This is a genomic window from Streptomyces sp. NRRL S-118, from assembly GCF_000716335.1.
Classification (GTDB): domain Bacteria; phylum Actinomycetota; class Actinomycetes; order Streptomycetales; family Streptomycetaceae; genus Streptomyces.
Genome location: NZ_KL591017.1, coordinates 100,364 through 116,624, shown reverse-complemented (window position 1 = coordinate 116,624; position 16,261 = coordinate 100,364). Strand labels below are relative to the sequence as shown.

15 protein-coding genes are annotated in these 16,261 nt (G+C 74.9%); 8 read left to right on the top strand and 7 right to left on the bottom strand.

The window, feature by feature from the left end; all coding sequences use genetic code 11:
- Positions 1–49: 49 nt before the first annotated feature.
- The 3 genes from IH00_RS0125555 to IH00_RS0125545 form a co-directional block, all read right to left on the bottom strand.
- Positions 50–322 (bottom strand): hypothetical protein, encoded by a 273-nt coding sequence (locus tag IH00_RS0125555; protein WP_031077483.1) that lies wholly within the window; start codon positions 320–322, stop codon positions 50–52.
- Between the two features lie 292 nt (positions 323–614).
- A complete protein-coding gene (locus IH00_RS0125550) occupies positions 615–1,214 on the bottom strand; it encodes a hypothetical protein (protein WP_158827928.1) in 600 nt (199 codons plus the stop codon).
- 294 nt (positions 1,215–1,508) lie between these two features.
- Entirely contained in the window at positions 1,509–1,748 is a 240-nt protein-coding gene (locus IH00_RS0125545) for a chaplin (protein ID WP_031077478.1), read from the bottom strand.
- Positions 1,749–2,167: 419 nt separating this feature from the next.
- Here IH00_RS0125545 and IH00_RS0125540 point away from each other — a divergent pair, with 419 nt between their 5' ends.
- From IH00_RS0125540 to IH00_RS0125505, 8 genes are read left to right on the top strand one after another with little or no spacing between them, the layout of a single operon-like run.
- Positions 2,168–3,328, top strand: a complete 1,161-nt coding sequence (locus tag IH00_RS0125540) for a glycosyltransferase (RefSeq protein WP_031077477.1) — start codon at positions 2,168–2,170, stop codon at positions 3,326–3,328.
- Positions 3,325–5,013 (top strand): exopolysaccharide biosynthesis polyprenyl glycosylphosphotransferase, encoded by a 1,689-nt coding sequence (locus IH00_RS0125535; RefSeq protein ID WP_234334950.1) that lies wholly within the window; start codon positions 3,325–3,327, stop codon positions 5,011–5,013. Before IH00_RS0125540 ends, IH00_RS0125535 begins: the two co-directional genes overlap by 4 nt.
- Positions 5,013–6,500, top strand: a complete 1,488-nt coding sequence (locus IH00_RS0125530) for an O-antigen ligase family protein (protein ID WP_078887974.1) — start codon at positions 5,013–5,015, stop codon at positions 6,498–6,500. The genes IH00_RS0125535 and IH00_RS0125530 overlap by 1 nt, the downstream gene beginning before the upstream one ends.
- A complete protein-coding gene (locus IH00_RS0125525) occupies positions 6,493–8,172 on the top strand; it encodes a lipid II flippase MurJ (RefSeq protein WP_052411626.1) in 1,680 nt (559 codons plus the stop codon). The genes IH00_RS0125530 and IH00_RS0125525 overlap by 8 nt, the downstream gene beginning before the upstream one ends.
- Positions 8,108–8,857: a polysaccharide deacetylase family protein gene (locus IH00_RS0125520; protein ID WP_031077470.1), complete on the top strand. Its 750-nt coding sequence runs from the start codon at positions 8,108–8,110 to the stop codon at positions 8,855–8,857. Before IH00_RS0125525 ends, IH00_RS0125520 begins: the two co-directional genes overlap by 65 nt.
- Entirely contained in the window at positions 8,854–10,029 is a 1,176-nt protein-coding gene (locus IH00_RS0125515; protein ID WP_078887951.1) for a glycosyltransferase, read from the top strand. Before IH00_RS0125520 ends, IH00_RS0125515 begins: the two co-directional genes overlap by 4 nt.
- Complete coding sequence (locus tag IH00_RS0125510; protein ID WP_031077466.1) at positions 10,026–10,694, top strand: YveK family protein; 669 nt, start codon at positions 10,026–10,028, stop codon at positions 10,692–10,694. Before IH00_RS0125515 ends, IH00_RS0125510 begins: the two co-directional genes overlap by 4 nt.
- Positions 10,691–11,779, top strand: a complete 1,089-nt coding sequence (locus tag IH00_RS0125505; protein ID WP_052411625.1) for a GNAT family N-acetyltransferase — start codon at positions 10,691–10,693, stop codon at positions 11,777–11,779. Before IH00_RS0125510 ends, IH00_RS0125505 begins: the two co-directional genes overlap by 4 nt.
- Before the next feature lie 27 nt (positions 11,780–11,806).
- Here the strand turns inward: IH00_RS0125505 and IH00_RS0125500 are convergent, their stop codons facing one another.
- The 4 genes from IH00_RS0125500 to IH00_RS0125485 form a co-directional block, all read right to left on the bottom strand.
- Entirely contained in the window at positions 11,807–13,042 is a 1,236-nt protein-coding gene (locus tag IH00_RS0125500; RefSeq protein ID WP_052411640.1) for a glycoside hydrolase family 26 protein, read from the bottom strand.
- A gap of 351 nt (positions 13,043–13,393) precedes the next feature.
- Positions 13,394–13,627, bottom strand: a complete 234-nt coding sequence (locus IH00_RS0125495; protein ID WP_031077463.1) for a chaplin — start codon at positions 13,625–13,627, stop codon at positions 13,394–13,396.
- A gap of 418 nt (positions 13,628–14,045) precedes the next feature.
- Positions 14,046–15,419 carry a cytochrome P450 gene (locus IH00_RS0125490; RefSeq protein ID WP_031077460.1) on the bottom strand — a complete coding sequence of 458 codons (1,374 nt, stop codon included), beginning with the start codon at positions 15,417–15,419 and terminating at the stop codon, positions 14,046–14,048.
- Between the two features lie 235 nt (positions 15,420–15,654).
- Positions 15,655–16,035: a DUF6479 family protein gene (locus tag IH00_RS0125485; RefSeq protein WP_031077459.1), complete on the bottom strand. Its 381-nt coding sequence runs from the start codon at positions 16,033–16,035 to the stop codon at positions 15,655–15,657.
- Positions 16,036–16,261 lie beyond the last annotated feature (226 nt).

The following is a 16,261-nucleotide window of genomic DNA, read 5'->3' as shown; positions in this document are numbered from 1 at the left end:
CGGGACGACGTCGTCCCGCCCCGGCCCCGTACGGTGGCGCGTGTGGCGCTTACTTGCCGCCCAGCGGCAGCCCGCCGAGCAGCCCCTGCCCCTGCGGCTTGAGGTCGCCCGCGGTGTCGGTCACCTTGCCGACGAGCTTGTTGTCGGCCGCCTTGCCCACCGCGTCGGACGGGACGGACTCGGTCAGGCCGCGCTTGCCCAGCGTGTCGACCGCACCGTTGAGGCTGGAGGGGGTGAGGCTGTCGGCGGCAAAGGCCGGGGCGGCGACGCCCAGAGCCATCACGGAACCGGCGACGACGGCGGCAACCTTCGTGGGCTTCATGGGTGGTGAGTCCTTCCTGAGTGGACGGCTGTTCGCGACAACTCGCGCCTGCGGCAAGTGACTTGGAGGGTCACGCCGTGTGGCGCCCTGTCATCTGTAACGAGCCCTCCGTGCGGCGGAAACTCCGGAACCGAGGAATTCTCGACACAGCACCCGAATGATGTGGACCGGTCCTCATGTCATATCAACGGCAAGAGGAGAACCCTGTTGGCTCACTGTCTCTGGGCCGACAGGGTTCTCCGGTGCTCCGGACGGGCCCGAGGGCGGCTCCGGAAGCGTGCGGGCGCGTGCGTCAGAGCGCGGGCGTCTGCGTCATGTCGTTGGGCGCGGGCAGGTTCGTCGCGGGCTGGCCCTGCATGTTCTTGGCCGTCATCATGAGGAAGTCGGCCACGGACTTCAGGGTCGTCTGGACCTGCGGCGCGACCGTGGCCGTCTGGCCCGCGGTCGAGGCGGCGACCAGCTCGTCGACCGACTTGTCGATGGCGGCGAGGGCGTCGTCCATCGCGTCCATGTTGGCTTCGAGCTGCGAGTCGTCGGCGGCCATCTCGTCCGCCGGCTGCTTCGGCGTGGCCGGGGCGGCCGGCATGTCCGTCGCGTTCGCCTTCTTGACGGCCTCCATGGCGGCGTCGATGTCCGCGGCGTACTTGGTGGCGTCCGCGGTGCTGAGCCTGCCGTTGTCGGCCTTCAGCACGGCGCTGAGCAGCGCGCTGATCGGCTCGACCAGAGTCCCGGTGTCGTCCAGGGGCTGCACTTGCTTGAGCAGGGTGGGCGCCTGGGGCAGCGGGGCGCGCGAGGCGGAGTCCGAGTGGGCGATGGCGGGCACGGCCGCGCCGAGGGTGAGGGCGGCGCAGAGGGCGGTGGCCGCCATACGGCGGGGAGTCACGAGACGCATGTGGAGTCCTTCCAGTGAGGATGCGTCGGAACGAACGTGACATCACCGTGGGACGGCCGAACCCGCCGCGCAATCGCATCCGTCACGGAACGTGACTGGGTCCACCGGGTGAATCAACCCGGCTGACCTGCTGGAAACGCCTGCGAAGGGCGGCGACGCGAAGCGGGAGCAGCGCCGCCGATAGGGGGACGCGCAGCGGCGGTGAGGGGGCGAGGGGAGGGGCGGGGGCGGCGGCGGAACAGCGCGGTGCGCCACCCCCCGGGGGGATGGCGCACCGCCGATGCCGCGGACGGGTCAGGCGTTGACGCAGACGTTGCCGAACGCCGGGTTCAGGATGCCGACCAGATCGACGGTGTTGCCGCACAGGTTGATCGGGATGTGGACCGGCACCTGCACCAGGTTGCCGGAGATGACACCGGGGGACCCCACGGCCGCACCCTCCGAGACGGCGTCGGCGGCCGCGACCCCCGAAGTGCCGGCGACGGACGCGGCAATGGCGGAGGTCAGGATGGCGGCCTTCGCGATACGGGACATGGTGAAGAGCTCCTAGTTCGGTGATGCTGCGGGCTGACGTGCCCGGCTACATCCACAACGCTCCAGCATTTCCACGGTTGCGCCACCGAATGGGTGAACCGTCGGAAGGACGCCCGAGGGACACGGGTCGCCACGAAGAGCGCATGAAAACAGGGAAGTTGCTTCGAGCGTGTTTCACATGCTCCGCGATTGTGGTTGTTGAGTTATAACGTTCGTGCTGGTTCCTTACCCATCCCTCCCTATTCGGCGCGCTAATGCGTGGTGCAGCGGGAGAGTCATCCGATTCCGCCTATTCCGCGGCCGCCGTGACGAAAGCGGCAACACCGCCGCGCGCAGCCGAAGTTCGCCGCGCGCACTCCAACAGCGCCGACCCCTCAATTGCCACGCATTTGACAAAAGGCTTCGTAGAAAGGGTAAGCGTGCGCCTCCCCTTCACCGCACTGCATGTTGTCCAGCCCGGCGACGGCGGCGTGGCCCGGGTGGTCACCGACGTGGTCGGCGAACAGGTGGCGCAGGGAATGCGGGTGGCCGTGGCCTGCCCGCCCGGTGTGCCGCTCGCCTCGGCGGTACGGGCCGCGGGGGCGGAGGTGCACCCCTGGCGGGCGGACCGCGAGCCGGGGCGGCGGCTGCCCGCCGAGTGCCGCCGGGTCGCGCGGATCGTCGATCTCGTACGCCCGGACCTGGTGCACGCACACAGCGCCAAGGCCGGCCTGGCCGCCCGTCTCGCCGTACGCGGCCGCATCCCCACCGTCCACCAGCCGCACGCCTGGTCCTTCGAGGCGGTCGGTGGGCCGGCGGGAGCGCTCGCCCGGCACTGGGAGCGGTGGGCGGCCGCCCGCTGGACCGACCGGATCGTGTGCGTGAGCGAGGCGGAGCGGGAGCGGGGCGTCCGCGCCGGGATCCGGGTGCCGTGGTCGGTGGTCCGCAACGGCGTCGACACCGACCGGTTCGTCGGCGGACCCGACCGGGCCGCCGCCCGCGCCGCGCTCGCGCACCGGTTCCCCGCGCTCCTCCGGGCGTCACCGCTCGTGGTGTGCGTGGGGCGGTTGTGTCGGCAGAAAGGGCAGGACGCGCTGCTCCAAGCCTGGCGTGCGGTCGTCGAACACGTCCCACGGGCCGGTCTCGCGCTCGTCGGCGACGGCCCCGCGGGTTCTGCCCTGCGTGCCGCCGCCCCGCCTTCCGTCATCCTCGCGGGGGCCGTCGACGACCCCGCGCCCTGGTACCGGGCCGCCGACCTGGTCGTCCTGCCGTCCCGCTGGGAAGGGATGGCGCTCGCGCCGCTGGAGGCCATGGCGAGTGGGCGCGCGGTCGTCGTGACCGACGTCGACGGGGCCCGCGAGAGCCTGGCGCCCGGCCACGACGCGCACTGCCTCGTCCCGCCGGACGATCCGGACGCGCTGGCCGCCGCCCTGACGCGGCTGCTCGTGCGGCCACTCCTGAGGCAGACCCTCGGTCGGCAGGCCCGGTCGCACGCGTGCGAGGCGTACGACGTGCGCCGCGTCGGTGCGGCCCTGACGGAGGTGTACCGCGAGGTGGCCGGTCCGCGCCGGTCCGCGCTGCGAGAGCCGGTCGCCCGGTGACCCCGGAGTACATCCGCTGCACGCAGCCCCGCGAGGCCGCGCCGCCCGCCGACGCCCGGCAGCCCCGGGACACCGCGCAGCCCGGCGCAGTGGCGACGCCGTTGGTCGCCGCCCAGCCCGCGGGCCCTGGGCAGTCCTCCGGTGCCGCGCCGCCGGCCCGTGCCGAGGCGCCGGTCGGCACCGTGCCGCCGGCCGCCGCCGCGGAGTCGGTCACCGCGGTCGTGCCGGGCCCCGGGAACCCCGGCGCCCGCGTCACCGTCGGGCCGCCGCGGACACCGGTCGCGGCCGATCCCGTCGCACCGCCGCCGCGGCGGCACCCCGCGGCGGCGCCGTTCAGCCCGGCGCTCGTCGCCGCGGACTGCGTCGCCGTCCTGGTGGGCGCGCTCTTCCTGACCCCTGAGCAGCGCGACGCGGCGCTGCTGATGCAGCTCACCCTCTGCGTCGTGGTGCTCAACGCGCACGCGGGGCTCCACGGCGCACCGAGCCGCCCCGGAGCCCTGCCTTCCGTCCTGGACGAGCTGCCCGCCCTCGCCGCCCGCGCCGCCGTCGCCTGGTGCGCGGCCGCCGCGCTGCTGGCCGCGTGCGCGCCGTCGCGGGCCCTCGGGCTGGCGGCGCTGGCGGCCGCGTACGCCGCACACCTGGCGTTCGTCACCGGCTGCCGTGCCGTCGCCCACCACCGGCGGCGCCGGGCCGTGCGCGCTCGTCCGCGTCCCGTCCTGGTCGCCGGGCCCGTACCGGCCGCGCAGCGGCTCGCGGCCACGCTGGCCGAGCACCCGGAGTACGGGCTCCGGCCGGTCGGCATCGTCGAGAGCCCCCGGGGGAACGGCGGGCCGGCGACGCTGCCGGTGCTGACGACCGCGGAGGAGATCCACCGGGCGGTCGTCCGGAACGGTGTCACCGACGCCCTGTTCGCCCACGGCCAGGACGAGGGGGGAGAGACGGGCGGCGGGGGGACGGAACAGCCGGACCTCGTCGCGCTGTTGCGCCGTCACGGCTGCGCCAGCTGGCTGGCCGGCGCCCCGGACGGCTCCGGCGGCGGCGCGATGAACCGGCACCTGTGGGGCTTCTCCTGCCGCCGTCTCGACGTGCCGCACGACCGCGGGACGAGGAGCCGTCCGCAAAAGCGGATCCTGGACCTCGCCCTCGCCGGCCCCCTGCTGCTGGCTCTCGTCCCGCTGCTGCTGCTGTGCGCCGCCGCCATCCGCCTCTCCGACGGCCCCGGTGTCCTCTTCCGCCAGGAGCGCGTCGGCCAGCACGGCCGGCCGTTCACCCTGCTGAAGTTCCGCACCCTGCGCCCGAGCGACGAGCGGGAGGCGGCCACCCGGTGGAGCGTCGCCCACGACGAGCGGCTCAGCGGCGTCGGCGCCCTCCTGCGCCGCACCTCGCTGGACGAACTGCCGCAGCTGTGGAACGTGCTGCGCGGCGACATGAGCCTGGTCGGCCCGCGTCCGGAACGGCCGTACTTCGTCGACCGGTTCAGCCGCCTCCACCCCGGGTACGCGGCGCGGCACCGGATGCCCGCCGGGCTGACCGGGCTCGCGCAGGTGCACGGGCTGCGCGGCGACACCTCCATCGAGGACCGGTGCCGCTTCGACAACCACTACATCGACCACTGGTCGCTCTGGCAGGACGTGTGCATCCTGCTGCGCACGGCGGCCTCCCTGTTCCGCCCGGCGGGCAGCTGATGCGGGCACCCAGCTGGGCGCCGCTGGTGCCGCTGCTCGCGGTCGTCGCGCTGCTCGCCGTCCCGGCCGGCGGCGGCGAGGCGACCGCCTCCGCCGCCGACCTCGCCTCCGCCGTGCTCGTAGTCTTCTGCCTGGTACGGCTCGTCCGCGCCCGGGCCCGGCCGCTGGACCGGGCGGCGGCGCTCGTGCTGGGCCTGCCCGTGCTGGGCGTCTGCGTGGCGGCGGTGACGGCCCACGACCCGGCGGGCGCGCTCCCGGGCGTCGTGCGCTACCTGCAGGTCTTCGTCCTCGTACCGGCGGCCGTGGTGCTGCTCGTACGGGACCGGAAGGACTTCGCGCTGGTCGCGTGGGCGCTGATCGGACTGGCCCTGGTCGAGGGCGCCGTGGGTGCCGTCCAGTACCTGACCGGCACCGGCGCCTCGTACATGGGCGAGGACATCCGGGCGGTGGGGACCTTCTCGCCCGCCGAGGTGATGGGCATGGCGACGATCGTCTCGTACGGGCTGCTGTCCGCGGTCGGGATCGCGCTCGCGACGGCGGTGCGGCGGGAGCGCGTCGCGGCGCTCGTCTGCGCCGGACTGCTGGTCATGCCGCTGGTGGTGTCGTTCAGCCGCGGCGCCTGGATCGCGACGCTGGCGGGGTGCGCGGCGCAGCTCGTCCTGTCCGGTCCGCGCAGGGCGGTACGGGTCGGCCTGGCCGCAGGGGCGCTGGGCGTGGTGCTGGTCGCCGGGTTCGGCATCGGCTCGCAGCTGCTCCAGGAGCGGGTGGCGAGCATCTCGCGGGTCACGGCCGCACCGGACCGGTCCGTGACCGACCGGTACACCATGTGGGCGGCGGCGGGCGCGATGTGGCGCACCGAGCCCGTCACGGGTGTGGGGCTCAAGGCGTTCCCGCACCACCGGGACAGCCATGCCTCGCTGGCCCTCTCCTCCGGCAGCGACACGGCGGGGGCGGGCCACGGCTTCCGGCGGCAACCGCTGCTGTCGCCGCACAACATGTACCTCCTGGTCCTCAGCGAGCAGGGCCTGCTCGGCCTGCTCGCCCTCGCCGGCGGCTGGCTGGCCCTGCTGGTGCGCGCCCTGGTGCGGCTGCGGGCCGCACACCGGCCGGCCCGGGGGCGGGGACCCGCGGAGGCCGCGGCGGCCGGATGCGGGCTGATCGCGACCGGACTGCTGGTCCGGCAGCTCGTCGACTTCTCCTACGCGGACATCGGCGGCCCGCCGACCGTCCTGACGGCGGTCGTGCTGGGCCTCACTGCCTGGTGGGCCCTCGCCCCGGCGAACGCCTCCCCCGGGGCGCCGGGGGCGGAGGGGGCGGCGGCGAACGCCTCCCCCGGGGCGCGGGGTGCAGGGGAGGCGGCTGCGAGCGCCTCCCCCGGGGCGCGGGGTGGCGCGGAGAAGAAGGCCGACGCAACTCCGCGAGCCTGCCTGCCCACCGAGCGCGCCGGAGCGCCCGCGGGGGCGGACCGGGCGGTGGTGCGTGGCTGACGGCTCTCCGGGCACGGCGACGCTCGCCGTCCGGGGCGGCCCCGCGGCGTGGCGGCCGTCCGACCGGTTCCTGGTCCGCGCGGCGGTGCTGACGGCCGCGCTGACCGCGGCGGGAGCACTGCTCGGGCTCGTACGCGACCAGCTCCTCGCGGTCACCTTCGGCGCGGGCGACGGCACGGACGCCTTCCTCGTCGCCTGGACCGTTCCGGAGTTCGCAGCGACGCTGCTCATCGAGGACGCGATGGCTCTGCTGCTGGTGCCCGCGTTCAGCGCCGCGCTCGCCCGGCGGGCCGCGGGCGCCGATCCCGACCCGGTTCGGGCGCTGGTGCGGGCCACTCTGCCGGGAGCGGTGCTCGCGGCGGCCGCGGGCGCCGGTCTCCTGGCGCTGGCCGCGCCCCGGCTCGTACCGCTGCTGGCTCCCGGGCTGCCGCGGCAGGAGCTCGCCGTCGACTGCACACGGCTGACCGCGACGTGCGTCCTGTCGTTCGCGCTGGCCGGGTACTTCAGCGCGGCCCTGCGCGCCCACGGACGCTTCGCCGCTCCCGCCGCGATCTACCTCGCGTACAACACCGGCATCATCGCCGCGGTCGTTCTGCTCGGCCCCGCCCGGGGCGTGCGGGCGGCGGCCCTGGGTGTCGCGGCGGGCGGCGTGCTCATGGCCGCGGTCCAGGCCCCGGCGCTGTGGCGGCGGCTGCGCGCGGACCGCGCCCGCCCGGCGGGGCGGGCCCCGGACACCGCCCGGGGAACGCGGTGGGAGCGGCGGGGGCTCGTGCTGTCGCTGCTCGCGCCCGTCGTCGTGTTCTCCGCGAGCCGGCAGTCGCAGGTGCTGGTGGAGCGGTTCCTCGCCGCGCCGCTGCCCGCCGGTGCCATCTCGCACCTCAACTACGCCCAGAAGGTCGCGCAGTTGCCGATGGCGCTCTCGCTGATGGTGTGCACCGTCAGCTTCCCGGTCGTCGCGCGGGCGCTGGCCGCGGGCGATTTGCACACCGCACGCCGGCGGGCCGAGCGGGACCTGCTGCTGGCCGCCGCGCTCGTGCTGGCCGGAGCGGCGACCGTCGTGGCCGCCGCCCCGCAGATCGTCGAACTGCTCTTCCAGCGCGGCGCCTTCGACCGGGCCGACACCGCCGCGACAGCCGCCGTCATGCGGGTGTACGCGCTCGGGCTGCTGGGCCAGACCCTGGTCGGCGCGCTCGTGCGCTGCTGGTTCTCCGGCTCACGGCCGCTCTGGTACCCGGCCGTCGTCATGGTCTGCGGCGTGGCCGCGAGCGCGGGCGCGGGGGCGCTCCTCGCCGGGCCGTGGGGCGCCGCCGGCATCGCCGCCGCCAACGCGCTGGGCATCACCCTCACCGCCGCGCTCCTCCTCGGCGGCGTGCACCGGCAGCGCGTCCCCCTGGCCGCCGGGCACCTCGCCCGGGGCCTGGGCCGGCTCGCCGCGGCGGCCGTCCCCGCGAGCGCCGCGGGGTGGGCGTGCGCGGCGGGGCGGCCACCGCTCCTCGCGGTGCCGCTCGCGCTCGCCGCCGTCACCGTCACGTTCCCCGCCGCCGCCTGCGCGCTGCGCGCGCCGGTGGTCCCGTCCCTGATCCGCACCGCTGCACGAAGGCTCGCTCATGGCTCCCCGCAACACCCGCCCGTGGGTGGCGATGTACCACTCGATCGACGACACGACGGATGACCCGTACCAGGTGACGGTCTCCCCGGCCCGCCTCGACCGGCAGCTGCGCTGGCTGCGCGACCGCGGCCTGCGCGGCGTCGGCGTACGGCAGTTGCTGCTGTACGCCGCGCGGCACGGCGACACACGTGGCCTGGTCGGCCTCACCTTCGACGACGGTTACGCCGACTTCCTCGAGCACGCGGTGCCCGTCCTGCGCCGCCACGAGTGCACGGCCACCGTCTTCGTCCTGCCCGGGCGGCTCGGTGGCGACAACGACTGGGACGCGCACGGCCCGCGCAAACCGCTGCTCGGCGAAGAGGGCATCCGCCGCTGCGCCGCCGCCGGCATGGAGGTCGCCTCGCACGGCCTGCTGCACGTCTCGCTGCCCGCCGCCCGCGATGCCGCCCTGGACCGCGAGGTCGCGCACAGCAGGGAGGTGCTCCGTACGATCACCGGCACGGCCCCGGAGGGCTTCTGCTATCCCTACGGCCACGTCGACGCACGCGTGGCCCGCGCGGTGCGCGAGGCGGGGTACGCGTACGGCTGCGCGGTCGACCCGGCGCCCGGGCTGGCCGGGGTGTTCGCCCTGCCCCGGGTGCACATCGGGCAGCGCGACTCCGCCTGGCGGCTGCACGCCAAGTACCGGCTGCACGGTGTGCGGCGCGCACCGGTGGAGCTGCCGCGCGGCCCGGTGCCGGTCTCATGACGGCCGCCCCGGAGACCCGGCGGCGCCCCGGGACGCGGCCCGCGCGGTCGGGGTCACCGCAGAAGCCGCCCCTCAAGGTGCTGCACGTCATCACCGGTCTCGGCATCGGCGGCGCGGAGGAGCAGCTCCGCCTGCTCGTCCCGCACCTGCGCGAGGTCACCGCCGGCGTCGTCACGCTCACCAATCCGGGCCCGGTCGCCGACGCCCTGCGCGCCGACGGCGTCCCCGTCGTCCACCTCGGCATGCGCGGCAACCGCGACCTGACCGCGCTGCCCCGCCTGGTACGGCTCATCCGGCGCGGCGGCTTCGACGTCGTCCACACGCACCTGTACCGGGCGTGCCTGTACGGGCGGATCGCGGCCCGGCTCGCCGGTGTCCGCACGGTCGTCGCCACCGAACACTCGCTCGGCGCCGCGCAGATCGAAGGGCGGCCGCTGAGCGCCGGCGCGCGCGCCCTGTACCTCGCCGGTGAGCGGCTCGGCACGACGACGGTCGCGGTGTCCGGCACCGTGGCCCGGCGCCTCGCCGAGTGGGGCGTGCCGCCCTCCCGCGTCCGGGTGGTGCCCAACGGGATCGACGCCGCCCGGTTCGCCTTCGACGCGGGCGCCCGGCAGTCGGCGCGGCAGCGGCTGGGCCTGGCGCCCGACGCGTACGTCGTCGGAGGCGTGGGGCGGCTGGTGCCCGGCAAGCGGTTCGACACGCTGATCCGCGCGGTGGCCCCGCTGCCGCCCGGTGTGCGGCTGCTGCTGGTCGGCGAGGGCGAGGAGCGGGCGCGGCTGGAGCGGGTGGCCGGGGAGTGCGGGGCCGCCGGCCGGGTGGTGTGGGCCGGCGCGGTGTCGCGCGGTCTGCCGGAGCTGCTGTCCGCGATGGACGTGTTCGTGTCGGCGTCGGCGGACGAGGCGTTCGGGCTGGCGGTCGTCGAGGCGCTGGCCGCCGGGCTGCCCGTGCTGTACGCGGCCTGCCCCGCGCTCGACGACCTGCCGCCCGGTCGCGCGCCGGGGGCGCGGCGGACCGGCGGGACGGCCGCGGAGCTGACCGCCGCCCTGCGCGCGGCGTACGCGGCGCGCGGCGGGCCCCGGCTGCCCGTCCCCGAGGCCGTGCGCCACTACGACATCGCCCGCAGCGCCCGGCAGTTGATGTCCCTCTACCACGAAGCGAGTGAACGACGATGACTCCCCATTCCCTCCTCGTCCGCCGGGTGACCGGCCGGCTCTCCCGGCTGAGGAGCGCCCGGCCGGCGGCCCGCCACCGCCGGTGGCTCGTCCCGGCCGCCGTGCTGCTGGGCGTGGTGTGCGGCGGCTCCTACGGGCTGCTGGCGCCCCCGGAGTACGCGGCGACCGGTTACGTGGTCGTCGTCCCGGCCGAGGGGTCCGATCCGGCCGGGGCCATGGGTCTCGCCCAGGCGTACGGGCGGGTCGCCACCGACATCGCCATCACCGGCGACGCCCAGATCGAGGCCGGGGTCCCCGCCGCCGCCCTGCGCGCGGGCGTACGGGCGGAGACCTCGCCGGACGCCCCGATGATCTCCCTCACCGGCCGGGCGCCGGACCCGCGGACCGCGGCCGCCATGGCCGACAGCGTGGCGAGCGCCCTCGTGCGGAAGGGCGGCCACACCGAGGCCAGCACCGGCGTGAAGATCCTGCAGTTCACCCGCGCCGCACCGCCCACCGAGCCCGTCTCGCCCTCCGCGCCGCTGTCCGCGCTCGTCGGCGGCTGCGCGGGCGGCCTGCTCGGCGGGCTGGCGCTGCTGGTCCGGCCGCGCCCGGGGCACGGGGAGGAGCGGTACGCGGCGGTGCCCGGCCCGGTCCCGGCGCGCCACCAGGAGGCGGCGGTATGAGCCTCGACGTGACGGTCTGCCGCGACGGGGAGGAGTTCGGCCGACTGGCGGGCGAGTGGGCCGGCCTCCACCGCGCGTGCGCGGCCGCCACCCCGTTCCAGGCCCACTCCTGGCTGCACTCCTGGTGGACGTCGTACGGGACCCCGGGCCGCCTCCGGGTCGTCCTGGTGCGCCGCCGGGGCCGGCTCGTCGCCGCGGCGCCGCTGCGGCTGGTGCCCGGCCCCGTGCCGGTGCTGACGCTCCTCGGCGGCGCCATCAGCGACTTCTCCGACGTGCTCCTGGACGACACGTGCGGGGAGGCGGCGGTCGCACTGACCGGGGCACTCGGCGAGCTGGCCCGTACCGCGGTGATCGACCTGCGGGAGGTGCGCGCCGGGGCGGCGGCCGAGCGGGTCTGGGCGGAGTGGCGGGGGCCGCGCCACCGGCTGGCGGACTCCGTCTGCCTGGAGCTGCCCCCGCTGCCCATCGACGGACTGGTGGGGCGCCTCCCGCGGGCCCGGGCGCAGCGGGCCCGGGCCAAGCTGCGCAAGATCGAGAACGCCGGGGTCGAGGAGCGCGTCGTCCCGCCGGCGGAGATCCCGGACGCCCTGGGACGGCTCCTGGAGCTGCACCGGCGGCAGTGGGAGGGCAGGCGGGTGACACCTGAGCACCTCACCCCGCGCTTCGCCGAGCACCTGGAGCGGGCGGTTCGGCCGATGGCGGAGTCGGGGAACGCGATGGTGACGGAGTTCCGTATCGCCGGTGACGTGGTCGCCGCCAACGTCACCCTGATGTCGCCGCGCCTGTCGGGCGCGTACTTGTACGGGGCGGACCCGGTGCTGCGGACCAGCAGGGTGGACGTGCTCGCGATGCTGCTGCGCACCTGCGCGCAGGAGTGCAGCGCGAGCGGCCGGGCCACGCTGAGCCTGCTGCGCGGCACCGAGCCGTACAAGCGGCAGTGGCGGCCCTCACCCGCCCAGAACCAGCGGCTGCTGATGGCGCGCCGCCGGATGGCGCCGGCCCTGCTGCTGCGCGCGGCGTACGCGGGCGGGCGGGCCCGGGTGGCCCGGGCCGTACGGGAGCGGCGCGGTGACGGCCGGGGTTGAGGGGCCGGCCCGGCCGCCGCCGGGCTGTCAGGAGCGGCTGGAGTGCCACCAGAGGGAGGGGACGCACAGTCCGGAGTCGCCGAGCCACTTGTGGACCCACGGACCGAGGTCCAGTGTCCTGCACGGGGCCGCGGCCCCGCTGCCGGTGCCCGGCTCGGAGGGCGCGGGCTCCTGGGGCTGGGGCTGGGGCTCGGCGGGCTCGGCCGGCTCCGGCGCGGGCTCGGGGTCGGGCGCCGGTTCCGCGGTCGGCGGCTCGGGAGCCGGCTCCGTCTCCTCCGGCTTCGGCTCGGGCCTGGGCAGCGACAGCGTCGCACGGAACACCTCCGACGACCTGGGGTTGTCGTCGCACTGCCACACACCGTGCGGGCAATAGTCGGTGATGGTGTGGTAAAGCGGTCGGTGCCGGTCGATCCATTCCAGCATCCGTCGCATGTACTCGGGGTTGTCACCGTTCCGGAAGAGACCCCACTCGGGATACGAGATGGGTTTTCCGTGGGCCGCGGCGAATTCCACGTGGTGGCGCAGCCCGTACGGCTGCTCCACCATTTCGTCGAAATTCTCCCCCGGGGGCTGGTCGTACGAATCCATCCCCAGGATGTCGACGACATCGTCGCCGGGATAGCACTCGGTCCACGGAACGGCGTCCGTCCCCCGGCTGGGCGCGAAGTCGAAGCGGAACCGCTGCCCGGGCACGGCCCGCATGGCGGTGACGATGCGCCGCCAGTACGTCTTCCACGCCTCCGGGTCGGGACCGCACCGGTGGGTGTACGTGATGCCGTTCATCTCCCAGCCGAGCACCACGACGGTGTCCGGCGCCTCCAGCCGCACGAGACGCTCGCCGAGCGTGCGGAAGTGGTGGTCGAACCGGCCGTCCGCGCCGAGCCGCAGCATCTGTCGCACCACCGGGTCCGGCAGGTGGTCCTCGTTGCGCACCAGCATGGGCACGTTGAGCACGAACAGCCGGTCCTCGCGGGCACGCCGCCACTGGGTCCAGGGTTCAAGGAATTCGGGGCGGCCCTCGATGTTGCTCCACACGTCACCGGGCAGGTAGGTGTGGCCCACCCGGAGTTCGGTACCGCCGAGCCACTTCTCCAGGCCCGCCATCCGCCGGATGCCGGACGGGCCGTAGTGGAGGTAGGCGCCCAGCGCCGTGGCGGTGGCCGGGGGCGCGGACGGCAGCGGGTCCCGCGCGGGCGGCGGCTCGGCGGCGTGACCGGCGGGCGTCACGGCGGCGCCGGAGAGGAGGACCCCGGCGGCGAGCATCACCAGCCACGTACGCGCCCGGTGCCGCGTGCGCGTCCCGTGCCACGTGCGGGTCGTGTCCCCTGCCCGATCGGCCATGTCTGCTCCTTCGCGGCGGCGCGGAACGGCGCGGTGCGCGCCGGGACGGAGCCGTCCGCCAGATGGAACAAAAGTATTCTTATTGGGCCGATCGGAAATGCGGGCCGGGAGTCCAGTAGGCCGTCGGGGGAATTGATCGCCCACTTGGGGCACCCGGGGGTGCGGCGGGCGCGGCGGATGCCGCCGCACGTCGAGCCACACGAAAAGCCGGCCCCGGAGCATGCGACCGGGACCGGCTCGCCGGCCGCTCTGGGCCGTGGCGTTACGGCAGGCTCACTTGGTGATGCAGACGTTGCCGAAGGTCGGGTTGAGCAGACCGCCGATGTTGTCGGTGTTGCCGCACGCGTTGACCGGGATGTGGACCGGCACCTGCACGACGTTGCCGGACAGGACGCCCGGGCTGCCCACGGCGGCTCCCTCGGCGTCGGCGTCCGCGACGGCAGGCGCGGCCGCACCCATCGCCATGACCAGACCGGCGACGGCTACCGCAGTTTTCTTGATCTTCATGGTTCGGTTCCCTTTCCACAGGAGGAAGTCATGTCACGGGTTTCGTGACGGACGAGCCCGTCAAGAGGGTCTCGGCTTCCACTGTGAAAATCACAACGAATGCGAAAGTGAAAGAACACCGTTGAGGTGGATTTCTGTGCCGATTCACTCGAACGCTGAGCGGTGTATCCAGGCGAATGGCTCAGCGGCTGGGCCAGATGGGGCGGGATACCAGGACCTGCCATTCGTGGTCGGGCACTCCGGGGACCGTCCGCCCCTTCGCCCTCCATTCGCGTAGCAGCATCGAATAGACGGGCGACGGTTCGCTCCCCGTCGCCTGCCTGCTCTGTGGAATGAGGGGCACACGCTGCCAATTACCGGAGCGAGGAGCCATGCCGCACCTTTCCGTTCACAGCCGTGGCGAGGCTCCCGCATCATGTCACAGGCTGTTGTGCGGAAGGTGGGGAAGCGCCACGAAGCGCAGGCCGAAGTGGTCGAGGGTGCGCGGCAGCGGCCGGTCGGGCCGCAGTCGCCCCGGCCGGTCCAGCAGGTACGTGTGGCGCTCCAGCAGCGCGGCGAGCATCGTCGAGGTCACCAGGAGCACCAGGTCCTGGCCGGGGCACTCGCCCGGGCCGCCGCTGAACGGCATCAGCGCCTCGGTGTCCTGCGCGGTCCCGTCCAGCCAGATCTCCGGGGTGAACCGGTCGGAGTACGGCAGGGCCTCGTCCCGGTGGAACAGCGGCGCGTAGATCAGGAACTCGGTGCCGCCCGGCAGGGTGTCCCCGCCCCAGTCGGTGTCGCGCACCGACTCGCGCAGGATGAAGGGCGTGGTGGGCCAGAGCCGGACCGACTCCAGGACGCACGCGCGGGTGTACGGCAGCAGCTGCGGTGCGGTGAGGTCGGCGACGGCCAGCTCGCCCCGCACCTGCGCGGTCTGCCGCTCGTGGGTGGACAGCAGGGCGAGGGCGCGGAACGCCGCGATGCCCGCCGCGTCGAACGCGAACAGCCAGTGCGGGGCCTGGCCCGCCGGATCGGTGCCGGCGGCGGCGGGGATATCGCCCAGGGCCGCGGCGAGACTGCCGCCCTCGGAGCGTTCGAGGTGGTCGTGGAGCCGCCGCTCGAAGCGGTCGCGCAGACCGGGGCGGCGGGGGGCCGCGACGGACCAGTTGGCGGCGGCCCGCAGGCGGCCGAGCATCGCCGTGAGGGCGGTGTCGTCCCGGGCGGTGTCCCCGAGCACGACACGGCGCGCGGTGCGGTCCCATGCCTCCTTGAACGTGGCCCAGTCGAGCTCGCCGTCGCCCGCGGTGGCCGCGCCGAGCAGCCGGCCGGCCTCCTCCCGCGCCGCCCTGACCATGTGCGGGGCCAGGCTGTGCAGCTGCCGGCCGTACTCCAGCACCGCCTCGTTGAACTCGCGCCGCTCGTCGCGCCGCGTGCCCCGGGAGATCAGCACGCCGTGCGGCTGGAACTGCTCCAGCGCGGCGGTCTTCTCCCGGGTGGCCGGGGAGTACGGGTCGGGGGTGCCCTGCAGGACGTGGCGGGCGTCGTCGGCGTCCAGGACGACCGCGAAGTGCCGCCCGGCGACGTCGAGCCGGAGCGGGCCGGCCCCGTAGCGGCCGCGCAGCTCCGAGAGCAGTCCGGTGGCGCGCCGGTCGACCGCGTACCGCTCGGCGAACGCCATGCCGGCGCGGCGCCGGATGATGACCCCCGCGGCGAGGGTCGGTGCGATCACTTGTGCGGCGAGCCGTGCGACATCGCGTCCCGCGGCCCGCGCGGGCGTGTGCGCCGTCGTCGCCTTGTCGTCGGTGCTGGTCATGCCCCCTCGGGTGCCCCGGCCGGTCCCGGCAAAACGATCCCCGCCACCGGTCGGGGCGGGGGCGGGGACGGCGGCGGGGTGGGGGTGGGCGGCTGCTGGGCGGGCACGAGAAAACCGGCGCCGGAATGCGGCGCCGGGAGGGAGGGGACGGCGGGTGAGCGCACGGCGCACGCCGACGGGGTGCCGCGCGGAGCGGTCACGCGCCGGCGGACGGCCGTGGAGCCCACGGGGGCGGTCAGCCGCCCGTCGTCGGGCCGCCGCTGCCGAAGCCGCCGCTCGGGGCGCCACGCCACTTGCGGTCCTGCTCGGTCCGCGGGGAGGTGTCCGGTTCCGTGTTCTCGTGCTTCAACTCGTACGGCATCACCCGGTCCTCGCGCTCGGTGAGCTCGGCCGGCCTGCGGTAGCCCTCGGCCTCGCCCGGCAGGCCCGCGTCGTCCGGCCGGTGCGGCTGCTCGCTCGGCTTGGGCGGCTCGGACTCCCGCATCCTGATGCGCCGCCCGATCCAGAACGCGCCGATCAGGAATCCCACGAGGATGATCCCCGCCACCAGTGGACCGATCCCTACGAGATGGTCCCTCTCGGCCAATTCCATGCTGTACGTGATGAGAGCGTCCATACAGGGTGTGTACCCGCTACGGCTCCGGTCAGACAAACGCAAAACTATGGTCATAAAAACCGTGAGTCCGTCTTTTGGTAATTGGGCTCTTCGAGTGACATGGCGCAACTGAAACCGTTCCGCGCTGTTGATCAGAACGACCCGAGCACCGGGTCTCTCGACGAGAAGGATGGACCATGATCAAGAAGGTTCTGGCTACCGCCGGCGTGGCTGCGGTCGTCCTGGG